Origin of the sequence: Dokdonella ginsengisoli, assembly GCF_042652785.1 — a bacterium.
Classification (GTDB): domain Bacteria; phylum Pseudomonadota; class Gammaproteobacteria; order Xanthomonadales; family Rhodanobacteraceae; genus Dokdonella_A; species Dokdonella_A ginsengisoli.
On sequence record NZ_JBHSHD010000019.1, the window covers coordinates 21,079 to 36,353 of the forward strand.

General features: G+C 69.7%; 16 protein-coding genes. 2 read left to right on the plus strand and 14 right to left on the minus strand.

Translation table 11 applies throughout. The features are described 5' to 3' along the window. The 5 genes from ACFO6Q_RS19805 to folD form a co-directional block, all read right to left on the minus strand. Complete coding sequence (locus ACFO6Q_RS19805; protein WP_380022933.1) at positions 1-1,281, minus strand: TRAP transporter large permease; 1,281 nt, start codon at positions 1,279-1,281, stop codon at positions 1-3. Beyond that, the gene (locus tag ACFO6Q_RS19810) at positions 1,278-1,784 is read right to left on the minus strand and encodes a TRAP transporter small permease (RefSeq protein ID WP_380022935.1); all 507 of its coding nucleotides are present in this window, start codon (positions 1,782-1,784) and stop codon (positions 1,278-1,280) included. The genes ACFO6Q_RS19805 and ACFO6Q_RS19810 overlap by 4 nt, the downstream gene beginning before the upstream one ends. Next, complete coding sequence (locus ACFO6Q_RS19815) at positions 1,781-2,785, minus strand: TRAP transporter substrate-binding protein (protein WP_380022937.1); 1,005 nt, start codon at positions 2,783-2,785, stop codon at positions 1,781-1,783. Before ACFO6Q_RS19815 ends, ACFO6Q_RS19810 begins: the two co-directional genes overlap by 4 nt. A gap of 65 nt (positions 2,786-2,850) precedes the next feature. After that, the gene (locus ACFO6Q_RS19820) at positions 2,851-3,711 is read right to left on the minus strand and encodes a TRAP transporter TatT component family protein (protein ID WP_380022939.1); all 861 of its coding nucleotides are present in this window, start codon (positions 3,709-3,711) and stop codon (positions 2,851-2,853) included. A gap of 83 nt (positions 3,712-3,794) precedes the next feature. Beyond that, positions 3,795-4,655 carry a bifunctional methylenetetrahydrofolate dehydrogenase/methenyltetrahydrofolate cyclohydrolase FolD gene (folD, locus tag ACFO6Q_RS19825; protein WP_380022940.1) on the minus strand — a complete coding sequence of 287 codons (861 nt, stop codon included), beginning with the start codon at positions 4,653-4,655 and terminating at the stop codon, positions 3,795-3,797. Between the two features lie 89 nt (positions 4,656-4,744). Here folD and ACFO6Q_RS19830 point away from each other — a divergent pair, with 89 nt between their 5' ends. Both ACFO6Q_RS19830 and ACFO6Q_RS19835 read left to right on the plus strand, forming a co-directional pair. Beyond that, complete coding sequence (locus tag ACFO6Q_RS19830) at positions 4,745-5,041, plus strand: DUF1244 domain-containing protein (RefSeq protein ID WP_380022941.1); 297 nt, start codon at positions 4,745-4,747, stop codon at positions 5,039-5,041. Beyond that, a complete protein-coding gene (locus tag ACFO6Q_RS19835; RefSeq protein ID WP_380022942.1) occupies positions 5,034-5,600 on the plus strand; it encodes a GNAT family N-acetyltransferase in 567 nt (188 codons plus the stop codon). Before ACFO6Q_RS19830 ends, ACFO6Q_RS19835 begins: the two co-directional genes overlap by 8 nt. 9 nt (positions 5,601-5,609) lie before the next feature. Here ACFO6Q_RS19835 and moeB read toward each other — a convergent pair whose 3' ends face one another. The 9 genes from moeB to rlmN all read right to left on the minus strand — a co-directional run bounded on the left by moeB (position 5,610) and on the right by rlmN (position 15,256). Then, positions 5,610-6,767 carry a molybdopterin-synthase adenylyltransferase MoeB gene (moeB, locus tag ACFO6Q_RS19840; protein ID WP_380022944.1) on the minus strand — a complete coding sequence of 386 codons (1,158 nt, stop codon included), beginning with the start codon at positions 6,765-6,767 and terminating at the stop codon, positions 5,610-5,612. A 3-nt stretch (positions 6,768-6,770) separates the two neighbouring features. Continuing rightward, a complete protein-coding gene (locus ACFO6Q_RS19845) occupies positions 6,771-8,006 on the minus strand; it encodes a molybdopterin molybdotransferase MoeA (protein ID WP_380022946.1) in 1,236 nt (411 codons plus the stop codon). Continuing rightward, on the minus strand, positions 7,996-8,586 hold the full coding sequence (gene mobA, locus ACFO6Q_RS19850; RefSeq protein WP_380022948.1) for a molybdenum cofactor guanylyltransferase MobA: 591 nt from the start codon (positions 8,584-8,586) through the stop codon (positions 7,996-7,998). Before mobA ends, ACFO6Q_RS19845 begins: the two co-directional genes overlap by 11 nt. Positions 8,587-8,595: 9 nt before the next feature. Next, positions 8,596-9,999, minus strand: coding sequence for a ribosome biogenesis GTPase Der (gene der, locus ACFO6Q_RS19855; RefSeq protein ID WP_380022949.1), 1,404 nt, complete (start codon positions 9,997-9,999; stop codon positions 8,596-8,598). 141 nt (positions 10,000-10,140) lie between these two features. Then, entirely contained in the window at positions 10,141-11,373 is a 1,233-nt protein-coding gene (gene bamB, locus ACFO6Q_RS19860; RefSeq protein WP_380022950.1) for an outer membrane protein assembly factor BamB, read from the minus strand. Continuing rightward, the gene (locus tag ACFO6Q_RS19865) at positions 11,370-12,050 is read right to left on the minus strand and encodes a YfgM family protein (protein ID WP_380022952.1); all 681 of its coding nucleotides are present in this window, start codon (positions 12,048-12,050) and stop codon (positions 11,370-11,372) included. The genes bamB and ACFO6Q_RS19865 overlap by 4 nt, the downstream gene beginning before the upstream one ends. Before the next feature lie 140 nt (positions 12,051-12,190). Continuing rightward, positions 12,191-13,183: a helix-turn-helix domain-containing protein gene (locus ACFO6Q_RS19870; protein ID WP_380022953.1), complete on the minus strand. Its 993-nt coding sequence runs from the start codon at positions 13,181-13,183 to the stop codon at positions 12,191-12,193. Positions 13,184-13,359: 176 nt separating this feature from the next. Then, the gene (pilW, locus tag ACFO6Q_RS19875) at positions 13,360-14,145 is read right to left on the minus strand and encodes a type IV pilus biogenesis/stability protein PilW (RefSeq protein WP_380022954.1); all 786 of its coding nucleotides are present in this window, start codon (positions 14,143-14,145) and stop codon (positions 13,360-13,362) included. Next, the gene (gene rlmN, locus ACFO6Q_RS19880; protein WP_465251713.1) at positions 14,135-15,256 is read right to left on the minus strand and encodes a dual-specificity RNA methyltransferase RlmN; all 1,122 of its coding nucleotides are present in this window, start codon (positions 15,254-15,256) and stop codon (positions 14,135-14,137) included. Before rlmN ends, pilW begins: the two co-directional genes overlap by 11 nt. Between the last annotated feature and the right edge of the window lie 19 nt (positions 15,257-15,275).

Consider the following 15,275-nt stretch of genomic DNA (forward strand, 5'->3'; position numbering starts at 1 on the left):
TCAGCGCGCCAGCGCCAGCGACAGCTCCGGCCAGTAGGTGATCACCAGCACCGCGGCGAGCAGGATCAGGAAGAACGGCGCGCTGGCACGCACCAGGGTCAGCACCGGCTTGTTGAAGCGCATGCTGGCGATGAACAGGTTCATGCCGACCGGCGGCAGGAAGATGCCCAGCTGCAGGTTGGCCAGGAACAGGATGCCGAGGTGGATCGGGTCGACGCCGTACTTCAGCGCGACCGGCAGCACCAGCGGCACCAGGATGATGATCGCCGGGAAGCCTTCCAGCAGCATGCCGAACACCAGCAGGAACGCGTTCAGCACGAGCAGGAACATGCCTTTGCTGGTGATGCTGTCCTGGATCACGCCGAACAGCTTCTCCGGCACCTCGGCGTCGATCAGCCAGTTGGTCAGCGCCAGCGAGAAGCCGAGGATGACCAGCAGCGCGCCGACCAGCAGCATCGCCTCGCGCGCGACCTTCGGCAGCTTGGACAGCGGGATCTCGCGGCGGATCAGCACCGTCACTACGGCGACGTACAAGGCAGTCGCGGCGGCCGCTTCCGAGGCGGCGAGCTTGCCGGAATAGATGCCGGCGAGGATCACGAACGGCAGCGGCAGCTCCCAGGCGGCGCCCTTGAGCGCGTCGACCAGCTCGCGCCCGCTGACCTTCTCGCGCGTGACGCCGACGCGGCGCGCGTGCCAGATGCTGTAGATCGACAGCAGCACGACCATCAGCGCGCACGGCAGCACGCCGGCCCTGAACAGCGCGTCGATGGTGACCGGCGGCGTGGTGTGGAACTGTTGCGCGACGACGCCGTACAGGATCAGCGGCATCGACGGCACCAGGATCAGGCCGAGGCTGCCCGACGCGGTCAGCAGGCCCAGCGAGAAACGCTCGCCGTACTTCTGCTGCAGCAGGGCCGGATACAGCACCGCGCCGAGCGCGACGATGGTCACGCCGGTGGCGCCGGTGAACGCGGTGAACATCGCGCAGGCCAGCACCGCGACGATGGCCAGGCCACCCGGCAGCCAGCCGAGCAGCGCGTTGGTCACGCGCACCAGTCGCTGCGGCGCCTGGCTCTCGGCCATCAGGTAACCGGCCAGCGTGAACAGCGGAATGGCGATCAGCGCCGGCATGTCGGCCAGGCGGTAGAACTCCACCGCGACCGCGATGCCCTCCTGCCCGGCGGCATGGAAGCCGAGCAGCGCCACAGCCGCGATCAGCGCGAACAGCGGCGCACCGAGCGCGGCGAGAATCAGCAGCGCGACGACGGCGAGCGCGATCACGGCAGCTCCGGCGCCAGCACCGGCATGTCTTCGTTGCGCGGTGGCAGGAACGCGCGCAGGGCGAAGCGCAGCGCGAGCAGGCCGAAGCCGAGCGGGATGATCGCCTCGACCAGCCAGGTGGGAATGCCGGCGACGGTGTTGCCGCCGCCGAAATCGAGCTGCACCAGGCCGTAGCCGTACCAGGCCATCGTCGCCGAGATGCCGGCGGCGAACAGCAGGGTGACGATGCGTATCGCCCGGCGCGTCTTGCCGTGCACGAAGTGCGCGAGCACGTCGAGTCCGATGTGCTTGTCGTCGCGCGCCGCGGCGAGCGCGCCGAGCATGGCCGCCCACAGCACCATCGCGCGCAGCAGCGGATCGGCCCATTCCAGGCCGGTCTCGAAGAAATTGCGCAGTACGATCTGCGCACCGGCGAGCACGACCATCGCCAGCACGAGCAAGGCGATCAGCCCGGTCTCGACGCGGTCGAGCCAGACCAGGGCGCGCCCGGCCGGCCGGCTCATTTGGCCGATCCGCCGCGCGCTTCGGCCAGCGTGGCGTCGAGCGTCTTCTGCACTTCCGGCGAGAACGCGCCACCGGCCGAGAGCTGCTTGTTCGCGTCCGCGCCGATCGCCTCCCAGCTCTTGCGTTCGGCCTCGCTCGGCGCGGTGAACTTGATGCCCTGCTGTTCGAGCGCGGTGCGCGCGGAGGCGTTGTCGCTGCGCGCCAGCTTGTCGATGCGTTCGAACGCGCCACCGATCTCGTCGCCGAGCACCTTCTGGTCCGCGGCGGTGAGGGCGTCGAACGCCTTCTTGTCCACCGCGAGTTCGCCGATGACGTAGATCACCGGCAGGTCGGCCACGTGCTTGATCTTGGTGTGCCACTGGAACGCGATGGCGCCGGCCGTGGTGTTGGCGGCGGTGTCGATCAGACCGGTCTGCAGGCTGGTGTAGACATCCGACAGCGGCAGCGGGATCGGCGCGACGCCGGCTGCCTTGAAGGTCGCCGCGGCGATCTCGTCGCCCTGCGGCACCCACACCTTGGCGCTCTTGAGGTCGTCGCGCGTCTTCAGCTCGCGCGTGCTCATGAGGTAGGCGAAGCCGCCGCCGCTGATGCCCAGCAGCTCGAAGCCGTTCTTGCGGAACTGCTCCTTGATCAGCGGATCGACCTTGGCGCGCACCTTGTCCACTTCCTCCTGGTTGCGGAACATGAACGGCACCGTGTAGACCTCGGCGTCCTTGGTGATCGCGCTGGCCTCGCCGCCGGTGAAGGCACCGCCCTGCAGCTGGCCGATCTTGATCTTGCGCAGCACCGTGGCGTCGTCGCCCATCACGCCGCCGGGATAGAACTTGAGCTCGACGCGACCTTCGGTCTTGGTCTTGATCGCTTCGGCGCTGGTGCGCATCTCCTTCATCCAGCTGGTGCCGTCGGGCGCCAGCGTGGCGATCTTGATCGTCGCGGCCTGGGCGCCGGCACCGGCCAGGGCGAGCGCAAGCGCGAGGGAAATTCTGCTGAGGGGGTTCATCGTCATCCTCCTGGAATGAAAGGCCGTCGTCGTTGCGGCGAAGCCGCGGCGCCTTGCGCCGGGCGCTAGAAGAAATCCTTGCCCGAGGCGAGCAGCTTCTTCGCGCGCTGCTGCGCCAGACTGTTGATCAGGGTCAGGCCCGGTGCGCGCGGATCGGCCGCGATCGCCTCGTTGAGCAGCCTGTCGTGCAGCTCCTGGTCGAACACCAGGCGCGCGTAGCGCTCGGCGTACAGGACCCGGACCATCTGGTTCTTGCCGCCGGACATTGCAAGAGCCTTCTCGAAGAACGCCTTGCCCTCCTCCGGCTTGCCGCCGAGCGAGGCCGGCCGCAGGGTGTCGAGCACGCCCAGGTACATGTAGGGCTCGCCCTGCTGGTGGTCCGGAGCCAGCGCGACCACGCGCTCGAACAGCACCTGCACCTTCGGGATGTCGGCGATCGACTTCCAGTCCGAGCTGTTGTTCTGGATCCGGCCGGCCCAGGCGGAAGCCAGGCCGTAGAGCACGCCGACGTCGTTCCGGCCGGCCTTGGCGACCTCGGCCTGGAAGCCCTCGAACGGCTGGTCGATCTGCGCGCACAGCCCCGGCAGCCGGATGCAGGTCGCGCGCCGAGCGTAGTCGAAACTGTGCGCGGACAGCCGCGTCGCGCGCTCCGGATCGTCGACGAAGCCGCCGGCATAGGCGCCGTACAGGCGCGCGCCGGCGAGCAGCATGCCGGCGTTCTGCGGATCGCCCTGGATCAGGCCGTCGACCAGCAGCAGCCAGGCCGGAATGCCGTCGCGCGCGGTCGTCACGTCTTCCTGGTCGAGCATGCCGGCGGTGAGGTTGTCGGCGAACTTCTGCGTGGCGTTGTTGACGATCGTCGCGCACCCGCCGAGCGCGAGCAGCGCGAGCGCGAGACCGAGGCGTGGAACGGAGATGGATGGCATGGCGTTGGGGATTCTCGTCGACGTGGCCTGCGCAGCGCGGCCGGCGCGCAGGTTTGCACGGCGCAGGTGAACGGAGGTTGAGGTCAGGTGCGGTCGAAGAAGGTTTCGGCGGCTTCCAGCGTATTCTCCATCAGGGTCGCCACCGTCATCGGTCCGACCCCTCCCGGCACCGGCGTGATCCACGAGGCGCGCTCGGCGGCCGGCGCGAACTCGACATCGCCGACCAGGCGCCCGTCGTCGAGCCGGTTGATGCCGACGTCGATGACGACCGCGCCGGGCTTGATCCACTCGCCCTTGACCAGCCCGGGACGGCCGGCCGCGACCACCACGATGTCGGCCTGCCGCACCTCGGCTTCCAGGCTGGTGGTGAAACGATGGCAGCCGGTCGTCGTGCATCCGGCCAGCAGCAATTCGAGGATCAGCGGCCGCCCGACATGATTGGACACGCCGATGACAACCGCCTTGCACCCGCGCACGGGGCGATCGGTGTGCCCCAGCAGGGTCATCACGCCCTTCGGCGTGCACGGGCGCAGGCCGCGCTGGCGCAGGGCGAGGCGGCCGACGTTCTCGGCCTGGAAGCCGTCCACGTCCTTGCGCGCGTCGATGCGGTCGATCAGGGCGGTCGCGTTGACGCCCGGCGGCAGCGGCAGCTGCAGCAGGATGCCGTGCACGTCCGGATCGGCGTTGAGACGGTCGATCAGGGCGATCAGGTCGGCTTCCGGCGTCGCCGCGGGCAGGTCGAAGTCGAACGAGCGGAATCCGACCTGGGCGCAGGCGCGGCGCTTGTTGCGCACGTAGACCATCGAGGCCGGATCGGCGCCGACCAGCACCACCGCCAGCCCCGGCACGCGCAGGCCGGCTGCGCGCCGCGCCGCGACGCGTGCGGCCACGGTGTCGAGCACGTCGTCGGCGATGCGGCGTCCATCCAGCAGTCGCGCGGCCATTGGGGATCCGGTGTAAAACGCGCATTATCCCACGCCCACCGGGACGCGCTCAAACCGGGCTCGCAGTTCCCGCATCGAGGAATGCCGCAATGACCGACTCCGCCACCGAACTGGAAGCCGCCGCGTTCCGGCGTCTGCTCGCCCATCTGCGCGAGCGCACCGACGTGCAGAACATCGATCTGATGATCGTCGGCGGCTTCTGCCGCAACTGCCTGGCCGACTGGTACCGCGAAGCGGCCGCCGAGCGCGGCATCGATTTCGACAAGGACGCCGCGCGCGAGCGCATCTACGGCGAGCCGTTCGCTCAATGGAAGGCCAAGCACCAGCCCGAGGCGACGCCGGAACAGCTGGCCGCGTTCGCGAAGGCGCAGGAACGGCATGGCTGAGACGGAAGCGATCGGGAGGATCGAGTTCGTCATCGACGAACTGGTCGCGCGCCCCTACCGGCCGGGCGATGCGCCGGCGCTGGCGGATGCCGTGCGCGAATCGCTGGCGAGCCTGTCGCCGTGGCTGGACTGGTGCCATCCCGAATACGGCCTGGCGGACGCCGAGCAGTGGATCGCGATCTGCGAATCGGGCTGGCGCAGCGGCGATCAGTACGCCTTCGCCGTGTTCGACGCCGACACGGATCGCTTTCTGGGGGCGGTCGGCATCAGCCAGCGCAGCCGCCGCTACAACTACGCCGGCATCGGCTACTGGGTCAGGCGGTCGGCGCGCGGCCACGCGATCGCCGCGCGCGTCGCCCGTCGCGTCGCCGCATTCGGCTTCGACCGCCTGGGCCTGGGTCGCCTGGAAATCCTCGCCGCGACCGGCAATCTCGCCAGCCGGCGCACGGCCGAACACATCGGCGCGCATTTCGAGGGCATCCAGCGCCGGCGGCTGTGTGTCGGCGAAACGACGCACGACGCGGCAACGTACTCGCTGATTCCGGACGATCCGGGTTGAACCGGCGGCTCAGCTCGAAGCGCAGATCCGCGCGATGTCCTCGTAGCCGGCGAATACCGCGTTTGCGCCGCAGCCTGGGCAGTCCGGGTCGCGCGGCAGGCGCAGTTCGCGGAACGAGCCGGCCAGCGCGTCGTGGCAGAGTAGCCGCCCGACCAGCGGCTGGCCGATGCCGAGCAGCAGCTTGAGCGCCTCGCTGGCCTGCAGCAGGCCGACGATGCCCGGCAGCACGCCGAGCACGCCGGCTTCGCTGCAGTTGGGCGCATCTTCCGCCGACGGCGGCTGCGGAAACAGGCAGCGGTAGCACGGCGAATCCGCGCGCCGCGGATCGAACACGCTGACCTGGCCGCTGAAGCGGTGCACGGCGCCGTAGACCAGCGGAAACTTCAGCCGCAGGCTCGCCGCGCTGAGCAGGTAGCGCACGGGAAAATTGTCGGCGCCGTCGATCACGACGTCGTGGCCGCGCACCAGGCGCTCGACGTTGGAAGCGTCCACGCGCTCGGCGATCGCCTCGATGCGCACGCCGGGATTGAGCGCGTTCAGCGCGAGCTTGGCCGACTCGGTCTTGGGCATGCCCACGCGCGCGTCGGCGTGCACCACCTGGCGCTGCAGGTTCGAACGCTCGACCCGGTCGTCATCGATCAGCGTGAGGCGGCCGACGCCGGCGGCGGCGAGGTACAGCGACGCCGGCGCACCGAGGCCGCCCGCGCCGATCAGCGCGACGCGGGCCTGGGCCAGCCTCTGCTGACCGGCGACGCCGACTTCCGGCAGCACCAGATGCCGCGCGTAGCGTTCGGCCGAGTCGGCGTCGAGCGCACCCTGCTCGACCGGCAGGCCTTCCTGCTTCCAGCGTGCGAAGCCTCCGCGCACCGACAGGCTGCGCGCGTAGCCGAGCCCGCGCAGCGTCTCGACCGCGAGCAGCGAGCGCCGCCCGCTGGCGCAGATGGCGAGGATCTCGCGGTCGCGCTCCGGCGCGATCGCGGCGATGCGCGCCTGGATCTCGCCGCGCGCGAGTCCGACCGCGCCGGCCGGCAGGCCGGCGGCGCGCTCGTCGTCCTCGCGCACGTCGAGCAGCAGCGCGCCGTCGCGCTGATGCGACAGCGCCTGCGCGGGATCGATCTCGCGCGAGTCGGCGGCGAACGGAGGAACGGAATCCGGCAAGGCGTTCATGGCTCAGAATAGTCCCGGCAACGGCAGCACTTCCACCACCGCGCCGGCGTCCAGTTCGTGCGCTTCTTCCGGCACGAAGATCAGCGCGTCCGCCTCGGCGACGCCGCGCAGCATGCCCGAGCCCTGCTTGCGCAACGGCTTCGCCCACAGGCCACCGTCGTCGCGCGATTGCAGCGAGGCGCGCAGGAATTCGGCGCGCTCGTGCTTCTTCGCCAGCGGTTCGGCCAGACGCGCCCGCCAGGTCCGCTGCGCGGTTCCCGGCGAACCCTGCAGCGCCGTCAGCGCGGGGTGCACAAGGGCCAGGAACGTCGCGATCGTCGACACCGGATTGCCGGGCAGCGCGAACACCAGCGCACGGCCGACCTCGCCGCAGAGCATCGGCATGCCGGGCTTCATGCGCACTTTCCAGAAATGCACTTTCCCCAGCTCGGCGACGAGGTTCGGCAGGAAATCCGCCTCTCCCGCCGAGACGCCGCCGCTGCTGACGACGACGTCGCAGCGCTCGCCGGCCGCGCGCAGCGCTTCGCGCAGCGCCGCCGGATCGTCGCGCAGATGCGCGACCGGCTCGGGCTCGATGCCGCACTGGCGCAGCAGCGCACCGAGGCTGTAGCGGTTGCTGTCGTGGATCTGACCGAAGCCGAGCGCCTGCGAAGGCGGCACGAGTTCGTCGCCGGTCACGAACAGGCCGACCCGCGGAAGACGCGCCACGTTCGCCTGCGACTGCCCCAGCGAGGCGAGCACGCCGAGCCGAGCCGGCGTCAGGCGTTCGCCCGCGCGCAGCGCGATCTCGCCGGCGCGGTAGTCCTCGCCGGCCGGACGCACGTTGGCATGCGCGGACTCGCCGGCGGATACGAAGACCGCCTCGCCTTCCACGCGCACGTTTTCCTTGATCACGACGGTGTCCGCACCGCGCGGCAGCGGCGCGCCGGTGGTGATGCGCACGCATTCACCCTCGCCGCAGTCCGGCGCCGAAGCGGCGCCGGCGAGGACCTGCCCGACGAGCCGGAAAGCGCGTTCGCCGGTGCGCGGAAGCTCCTCACCACGCAAGGCGAAGCCGTCCATCGCCGAGTTCGCGAACGGCGGCTGGTCGTGGGGCGCGATCAGATCTTCCGCCAGCACGCGGCCGAGCGCCGACTCCAGCGCGACGGCTTCGGCCGGAAGCCTGCGGGTAGCGCACAGCTCGAGTACGCGCAGCCGCGCGTCGGCGACCGACAGGCGCGTCGCGAACTCAGCGGGCATGCTCGGCGGCATAGGCGGCGAACTCCTCGGGCGTATTCAAGTTGCGAAACTGCGCGCGGCGATCGGCGAAATCAAGCTCGCGCGCGCCGATCGTCGTCTGCCAATGCTGCACGCCCCACCCTTGCGCCGCCGCCGCGGCAGCGGACGAGGTCAGCTCGCGCCGGTAGATCGCGAACAGCGGCTGCCGCCGAGCACCGTCGTGCGCGACGACGGCATCGGCCGGATTTTCCTGGGCGGCCGTATACAGGCGTGCGGCGAGATCGGCCGGCGACCGCGGGCAGTCGACCGGCACCGTCATCAGCCACGGCGTCGCGGCAGCGGCGAGCGCGGCGGCGACGCCGGCCAGCGGACCGCGGAAACCGGCGAGATCGTCGGCGACGACCGGCGCGAATGCCGAATAGGCCTGGTGATTTCGGTTCGCCACGATCAGCGTGCGTGCCGCCTGCGCCGTCGCGACCGCCTCGAGCACCCATTCGACCAGTGGCCGGCCGAGCAGCGGTTCGAGCCCCTTGTCGCGCCCCTGCAGGCGCGTCGCCGCGCCGCCGGCGAGGATCGCGACCGTGAGCGACGCGCGCGTCATCGCCCCGCGTCAGTGCTTGCCGCGTTTGGCGTTGCGGATCATGCGCGTGCGCCGGCGCTGCTGGCCTTCGGTGAGTTCGTTGCGCTTGCCGGCGTACGGGTTGTCGCTGTCGCGGAACTCGATGCGGATCGGCGTGCCTTCCAGGCGGTAGCGCTTGCGGAAGAAGTTCTCGAGATAGCGGCGGTAGCCTTCGGCGATGTGCTTGGTGCGCGCGCCGTGGATCACGATCATCGGCGGATTGGTGCCGGCCGGATGGGCGAACTTCAGCTTCGGCGTGTGGCCGCGCACCAGCGGCGGCTGGTAGGCCTGGTAGGCGGCTTCGACCGCGCGCGTCAGCTCCGACGAGGTGAACTTGTGGTTGGACGAGGCGTAGGCGCGGTTGATCGCCTTCATCAGCTCGGCGATGCCGCTGCCGTGCAGGGCCGAGATGAAGACCTGCCGCGCCCAGGCGGCGAAATCGAGCTTGCGCGTGAGCGAGGCGACGCACTGCTCGCGCTGGTACTTGTCCATGCCGTCCCACTTGTTGACGGCGACCACCAGTGCACGGCCGGATTCGAGCACGTGGCCGAGCAGCGAGGTGTCCTGGTCCGACACGCCCTCACGCGCGTCGAGCATCAGCACCGTCACGTGCGCTGCCTCGACCGACTGCAGCGACTTGATCACGCTGAACTTCTCCAGCGCGTCCTCGATGCGCGCACGGCGGCGCACGCCGGCGGTGTCGATGAGGGTGTAGCGCTTGCCGTCGCGTTCGAGCGCGATGCGGATCGAGTCGCGCGTGGTGCCCGGCACGTCCGAGGCGATCACGCGCTCCTCGCCGAGCAGGCGGTTGACCAGGGTCGACTTGCCCGCGTTCGGGCGGCCGATGATGGCGACGCGGATGCCGTCGTCGGGTTCGGCCGCAAGCGGATCGGCGCCCGGCTCCGGCAACGCCGCGACGATCGCGTCGAGCAACGGTCCCATGCCGCGGCCGTGCGCGGCGGAGACGCCGAAGACGGAAGCGAGCCCGAGCGCGGCGAATTCGGCCAGTGCGACCTGTTCGTCGAGCCCGTCGACCTTGTTGACGACCAGCAGGGTCGGCTTGCCGGCGCGGCGCAGGCGGTCGAGGATCGAACGATCGGTCGGCAGCAGGCCGTCGCGCGCATCGACCGTGAGCACGACGACGTCCGCTTCCTCGACGGCGAGTTCGGCCTGGCGCGCGGTCTGCGCGTCGAGCCCGGCCGCGTCATCGACCAGGCCGCCGGTGTCGACGACCACGAAGTGCCTGTCCTCGACCAGCCGGCACACGCCGTAGTGGCGATCGCGCGTGACGCCGGGCAGGTCGTGCACGAGCGCGTCGCGCGTGCGCGTGAGCACGTTGAACAGCGTCGACTTGCCGACATTGGGGCGCCCGACCAGGGCGACTACCGGAAGCATCGAACGCTCCAGAGCGTGTCGGCGGTCATGGGGAAGCGGTCCTCTCGCACAGACGCAAAGATCGCAGAGGAAGAAAGAACGTCCTTCGTTTTTCTCCGCGCTCTCTGCGTCTTTGCGAGAAAAATTCCTTCGATCGGACAGCTATCTCGCGCGATAGGCGCCGATGCGTCCCTTCGTGTCTTCGATGTAGACGGTGCCGTCGACGACCAGCGGCGCACCCTCGATCGGCTTCTTGCCGAAACGCTCGCGCGCGGCGAACTTGCCGTCTTCGAGGTTCAGCCAGTGCACGTAGCCTTCCAGGTCGCCGACCACGGCGTGCTTGCCTTCGATCGCCGGCGCGCTGAGCCAGCGGAATTTCAGCTGGTCCTGCTTCCACAGGTTGACGCCGGTCTCGCGATCGAACGCCCAGACGTTGCCGTCGGCTCCGACCACGACCACGGTGGCGCCGCTGACGGCGACGCCGGCGTAGCTGGACAGGTCGCGCTGCCACAGCGGACGGCCGCTGTCGAGCGCGAGCGCGGCGACCTGGCCGCGATAGCCGACCGCGTACAGCACGCCGCCGTCGCTGACGAGATTGCCGTCGACGTCGGCGATCCGCTCGACTTCGGTGCGGCCCTCGGCGCCGGACAGGGTCTGCGTCCACTGTTCCACGCCGTCCTGCAGGCGTACCGCGACGACCTTGCCGTTGTCGAATCCTTCGTAGACCACGCCGCTGACGATCAGCGGCGCCGATGCGCCGCGCAGGCTCAGCGCCGGCACCTGCTGGTTGTAGACCCACTTCGGGCTGCCGTCGGCGGCACTGACCGCGCTGAGGCGGCCGTCGTTGGTGCGCACGACGACGACGTCGCCGTCGATCGCCGGCGGCGCGATGATTTCCGACGTCATCTGCACGTTCCAGCGCTCGCTGCCGTCCTGCGAGGACAGCGCGTAGAGCTGGCCGTCCAGACCGCCGACGACGAGCAGGTCGCCGGCAACGGTGGGACCACCGCTCCAGCGCAGGGAATTGTCGCCGCGGCTCCAGAACCGCCAGCTGCTGCCCGAACGCTTGCCCAGGCGCTGCTGCCAGACGGTGCGGCCGGTCGCGGCGTCGAGCGCCTCGATCGTGCCGTCCACACTGACCGCATAGAGCCGGCCGTCGGCGGCAGCCGGCACGAGGCGCGCGCCGGACTCACCGGCGCCCTTGCCGACGCCTTCGCTCCAGACGCGATCGACCTGCGCGGTCGGCGCGATTTCGGTCAGCGGCGTCGGCGGCTCGACGTTGTCCTTCTTGCCGAGCCCCTTGATCCAGTTGCAGCCGCCGAGCGCCGTGGCGAGCGCGGCGACGACAAATGCGGCGACGGGAGCGTTCTTGATGAAAGACGCAGAGCGCTTCATGAGCCGAGCTTCTCCTTGGCGGGCGCGCTCGCGGCACCGGCGGCCGGTGCGCCGAGGTTGTCGAGCTTCATCTGCACGTAGTTGCGGTTCGGCGCCTGCGGATCGAGATGGGTCAGCGCGCTCTGATAGGCGTTGCGCGCATCGTCGGTGCGACCGAGCTTGACCAGGGCGTCGCCGCGGATCTCGCTGCCGAGCCCCTCGTACTCGCCCTTGGTGATGCCGTCGAGCAGCGTGATCGCGCCGGCGGCGTCGTCCTGCGCGAGCTTGACCTGCGCCAGCCGCACCGCGGCCAGCGCCTTGAGACTGTCCACGCTGGCGTTCTGGCGCGCCCACTCCAGCGCAGTCGCGGCGGCGGCGAGGTCGTTCTTCTTCGTCGCGATGTCGGCCTGGTGCATCGCCGCGAACACCGCATAGGCGCTGCTGGGGTAATCCTTGCGCAGGGCGTCGGCGATCTTGCCGACGTCGTCGTCACGCTTCGCCTCGACGGCATCGCTGAGCGCCTGGAACTGCGAGGCGGCCTCCAGCGACTGCCGCGCCTGGCGCGCCTTCCACTGCTGCCAGCCGAAAATCAGCACGATGCCGAGCAGCACGCCGACCGCGATCGAGATCGCGTTCTCGCGCAGCCATTTGCGGACCAGTTCGCCTTGCTCGTGTTCGTCGAGAACGTCGAAAGCCATGCCTTTCACCTAGGAAATACGAAAACGCGCGCACCCGGACTCGCGGCCGGGGCGGCGGACGGGACAGCGAAGGGTATCAGGAAACCGCAGCGCCGCGGCCGCCCGAGGCGGCCGCGGGTGCGGAAGAGTTCAGCCAGCGGCTACTGCTGCTCGACGCGGCTGGCGTTGCCGTCGAACAGCTTGACGTGGGCGACGTTGCCGCGCTGGAACGGTGCCAGGTCGACGAGCTTGCCGTCGGAGCGCACTTCGGCGCCCTGCACGTTGCCGAGACGGACCGAGAGCGGACCGTCGCTGCGGTAGCTGCGCTCGCTGCCGGCGGTCAGCGTGCCGTACTCCAGCCGCTGTCCGTTCGCACCGAGGATCTCGACCCAGCTCGCCTGGCTCAGCTTCAGCTGCAGGGTGTGCGCACCGGTGCCGGCCGCATCTTCCGCCGGCTTGGGCGGTTCGGCCGCCGGCTGGCTCGGCGCCGTCGTGAACGGCGTCATCGAAGCGATCACCGGTGCCTGCTCGACCGGCGCCGGCGGCGGAACCGCCACCGGCTCGGTCGTGGTCTGGCCCGCAGTCGAGGCGACGGCGCCATCCGTCGTGGCTGCGTCGGCCGGATTCGTCGCGGCGGCGTCCGGCGAACCGGACTGCAGCGGCACGCTCACGTTCGCCGGCGGATCCAGCGGCGTGGTGCGCGCGAGATTCTGTTCGAGGCCGCCGTGCGTGGCGAGCCAGACGGCCGGCACGACGATGATCGCGGTCAGGATCAGGTAGGTCGCGCTGACCGAGTAGCGATCGAAAAGATAGCGCGAGCGCGAGATGGTGCCGGTCGCGACCAGCGGCGCCGGCTGCGAGTGCGCCGCGGCGACGGTGGTGGCTTCTTCGATCGGAACCTCGACGAGCCTGGCGTAGCTGCCGAGATAGCCGCGCAGGAAGACGCCCTGGGTCAGACCTTCGTAGTCGTCGCTTTCGAGCTTGCCGACCAGGCTCAGCGGCAGCTTCAGCCGCGCGGCGACGTCGGAGCGGCTCCAGCCGTGCGCCTCGCGCCCGGCGCGGAGGCGCTGGCCGAGCGACGCGTCGCCCTCCCCGCCCCCGATCATGGCGACGGCACCCTCGTCGCGCACGGTCTCAGGATTGAATTCGTTCATTTCGTAGGCCTCTGCGGCTCTCGTGACGTCGATATCTCTGGACAATGGCAGCGTCATCTGGCCGCCCCCCTCGCTCGTTGCGTCGGCCGCCTGCGCGTCGTGCGCGCGCTCGTCGGCCGTCGTACTACCCCCTGGCGGTGGAACGCCCGTCATCGACTGACGGTTGTGTACCGACATCACGAAGACCCCTGCACATTCAGCGCACGCGCCTGCTCCGAATCGGGGAACCCCTGCAGCAGCCGGCGCGTGTATTCACTCGCCGCGGTGCCGTTGCCGAGCCGCAGTTCGATGTTGCGGCCGAGCATCAGCGCGTCCGGACGCGGCGGCGGCGAGGCCGATTCGAAGCGCTGCATGAATCCGCGCGCCTTCAGATACTCGCCCTTGTCGTACGCCAGCGAAGCGAGCTGGATCAGGGTTTCGACGTCGCCCGGATTGCGCTCCAGCGCGAGCCGCAGCCGCGCTTCGGCCTCGTCGCGCTTGCCGGCCTTGAGCAGGCAGGTACCGGAATTGGTCAGCGCGACCACCGGCGTCTGGTAGAAGGGATCGGCGAGCGCGCGGTCGAAGTACGTTTGCGATTCGTCGTAGCGCCCTTCGCGGCACAGGAACCAGCCGTAGTTGTTCGCCTCGGCGCCGCCCTTGACCTTCAGCTCGGTGGCGCGCTTGTAGTGCTCGCCCGCCTTGACCGGCTCGTTGATCGTCTCGTACAGCACGGCGATGACGGTGTGCGCGTCGACGTAGCTCGGATCGTATTCGAGCGCCTTGGTGAGGTTCTCCAGGGCGATCTCGAGCTTGCCCTGCTGCATGTATTTCTGGCCGAGGTCGGTGCGCGTGCGTGCCGCTTCCTGCTTCTGCGTGGCGCCGTCCTGCTTCTTGATGCCGCCGGCCGAACCGCCGCCGCAGGCGGCGAGCAGCGACAGCGCAATTGCCAGGGCGGCCGCGGCCGCCGCACGCTCAAGCCGCATCGGCCACTCCCTGTTCCAGCTTGCGGCGGAACTCGGCCTGGCGCCGTGTGCGATCGGTGACCTGCCCCTTGAGCTGGCCACAGGCCGCGTCGATGTCGTCGCCGCGCGTGCGGCGCACCATCGTCAGCACGTTCGCGTCGAGCAGGATCTTCTGGAACGCGCGGATCACGCTCTCCTCCGAACGCTCGAAGCGCGTGCCGTGGAAGGGGTTGAACGGGATCAGGTTGACCTTCGACGGCACCTTGCGCATCAGCTTGACCAGCTGGCGCGCGTGCTCGGGCTGGTCGTTCACGCCCTTGAGCATGGTGTACTCGAACGTGATGGTCGTGCGCGGCCGGCGCGCCGCGTAGCGGCCGCAGGCGTCGAGCAGTTCCTTGATCGGATACTTCTTGTTGAGCGGCACCAGTTCGGTGCGCAGCTCGTCGTTGGGCGCGTGCAGCGACACCGCCAGGGAGACGTCGCTGGACTCGGACAGCTTGTCGATCATCGGCACCAGGCCGGCGGTCGACAGCGTGACGCGCTTGTTCGCCAGACCGAAGCCGAGGTCGTCGCGCATCACGCTCATCGCGGCGACCACGTTGTCGAAGTTCAGCAGCGGCTCTCCCATGCCCATCATGACGACGTTGGTGAGCTTGCGCTGGTGATGCGGCACGTTGCCCAGGTGCTTCGCCGCGACCCACACCTGGCCGATGATCTCGGCGGCGGACAGGTTGCGGTTGAAGCCCTGCGTGGCGGTCGAGCAGAACTGGCAGTTCAGCCCGCAACCGACCTGCGAGGACACGCACAGCGTGCCGCGCGAGGTTTCCGGGATGAATACCGACTCGATCGCGTTGGAGCCGTCCATGCCGAGCAGCCACTTGTAGGTGCCGTCGGCGGCCTGCTTCTCGAACAGCGTCTTCGGCGGCACGATCTCGCTGGCGGCGGCGAGCTTTTCGCGCAGCGCCTTGCCGACGTCGGTCATCTGCGCAAAATCGGTGACGTGGCGGTGATAGATCCACTTCATCACTTGGTCCGCGCGATACGGCTTCTCGCCGAGTTGCGCGAACAGGTCGCGCAACCCCTTGCGGTCGTAGTCGAGCAGATTGACCTTGGCCGTCGTCACGGAATGCAGCTCACGAAAGTTCGGATGC

Bases quoted from the DNA above. Each gene is read 5' to 3' on its own strand.
- ACFO6Q_RS19810 (WP_380022935.1), bottom strand. From the start codon at position 1,784: ATGAGCCGGCCGGCCGGGCGCGCCCTGGTCTGGCTCGACCGCGTCGAG.
- bamB (WP_380022950.1), bottom strand. From the start codon at position 11,373: ATGAAGCGCTCTGCGTCTTTCATCAAGAACGCTCCCGTCGCCGCATTT.
- ACFO6Q_RS19830 (WP_380022941.1), top strand. From the start codon at position 4,745: ATGACCGACTCCGCCACCGAACTGGAAGCCGCCGCGTTCCGGCGTCTG.
- ACFO6Q_RS19870 (WP_380022953.1), bottom strand. From the start codon at position 13,183: ATGAACGAATTCAATCCTGAGACCGTGCGCGACGAGGGTGCCGTCGCC.
- ACFO6Q_RS19835 (WP_380022942.1), top strand. From the start codon at position 5,034: ATGGCTGAGACGGAAGCGATCGGGAGGATCGAGTTCGTCATCGACGAA.
- ACFO6Q_RS19820 (WP_380022939.1), bottom strand. From the start codon at position 3,711: ATGCCATCCATCTCCGTTCCACGCCTCGGTCTCGCGCTCGCGCTGCTC.
- ACFO6Q_RS19815 (WP_380022937.1), bottom strand. From the start codon at position 2,785: ATGAACCCCCTCAGCAGAATTTCCCTCGCGCTTGCGCTCGCCCTGGCC.
- ACFO6Q_RS19865 (WP_380022952.1), bottom strand. From the start codon at position 12,050: ATGGCTTTCGACGTTCTCGACGAACACGAGCAAGGCGAACTGGTCCGC.
- mobA (WP_380022948.1), bottom strand. From the start codon at position 8,586: ATGACGCGCGCGTCGCTCACGGTCGCGATCCTCGCCGGCGGCGCGGCG.
- ACFO6Q_RS19845 (WP_380022946.1), bottom strand. From the start codon at position 8,006: ATGCCCGCTGAGTTCGCGACGCGCCTGTCGGTCGCCGACGCGCGGCTG.
- folD (WP_380022940.1), bottom strand. From the start codon at position 4,655: ATGGCCGCGCGACTGCTGGATGGACGCCGCATCGCCGACGACGTGCTC.
- pilW (WP_380022954.1), bottom strand. From the start codon at position 14,145: ATGCGGCTTGAGCGTGCGGCGGCCGCGGCCGCCCTGGCAATTGCGCTG.
- der (WP_380022949.1), bottom strand. From the start codon at position 9,999: ATGCTTCCGGTAGTCGCCCTGGTCGGGCGCCCCAATGTCGGCAAGTCG.
- moeB (WP_380022944.1), bottom strand. From the start codon at position 6,767: ATGAACGCCTTGCCGGATTCCGTTCCTCCGTTCGCCGCCGACTCGCGC.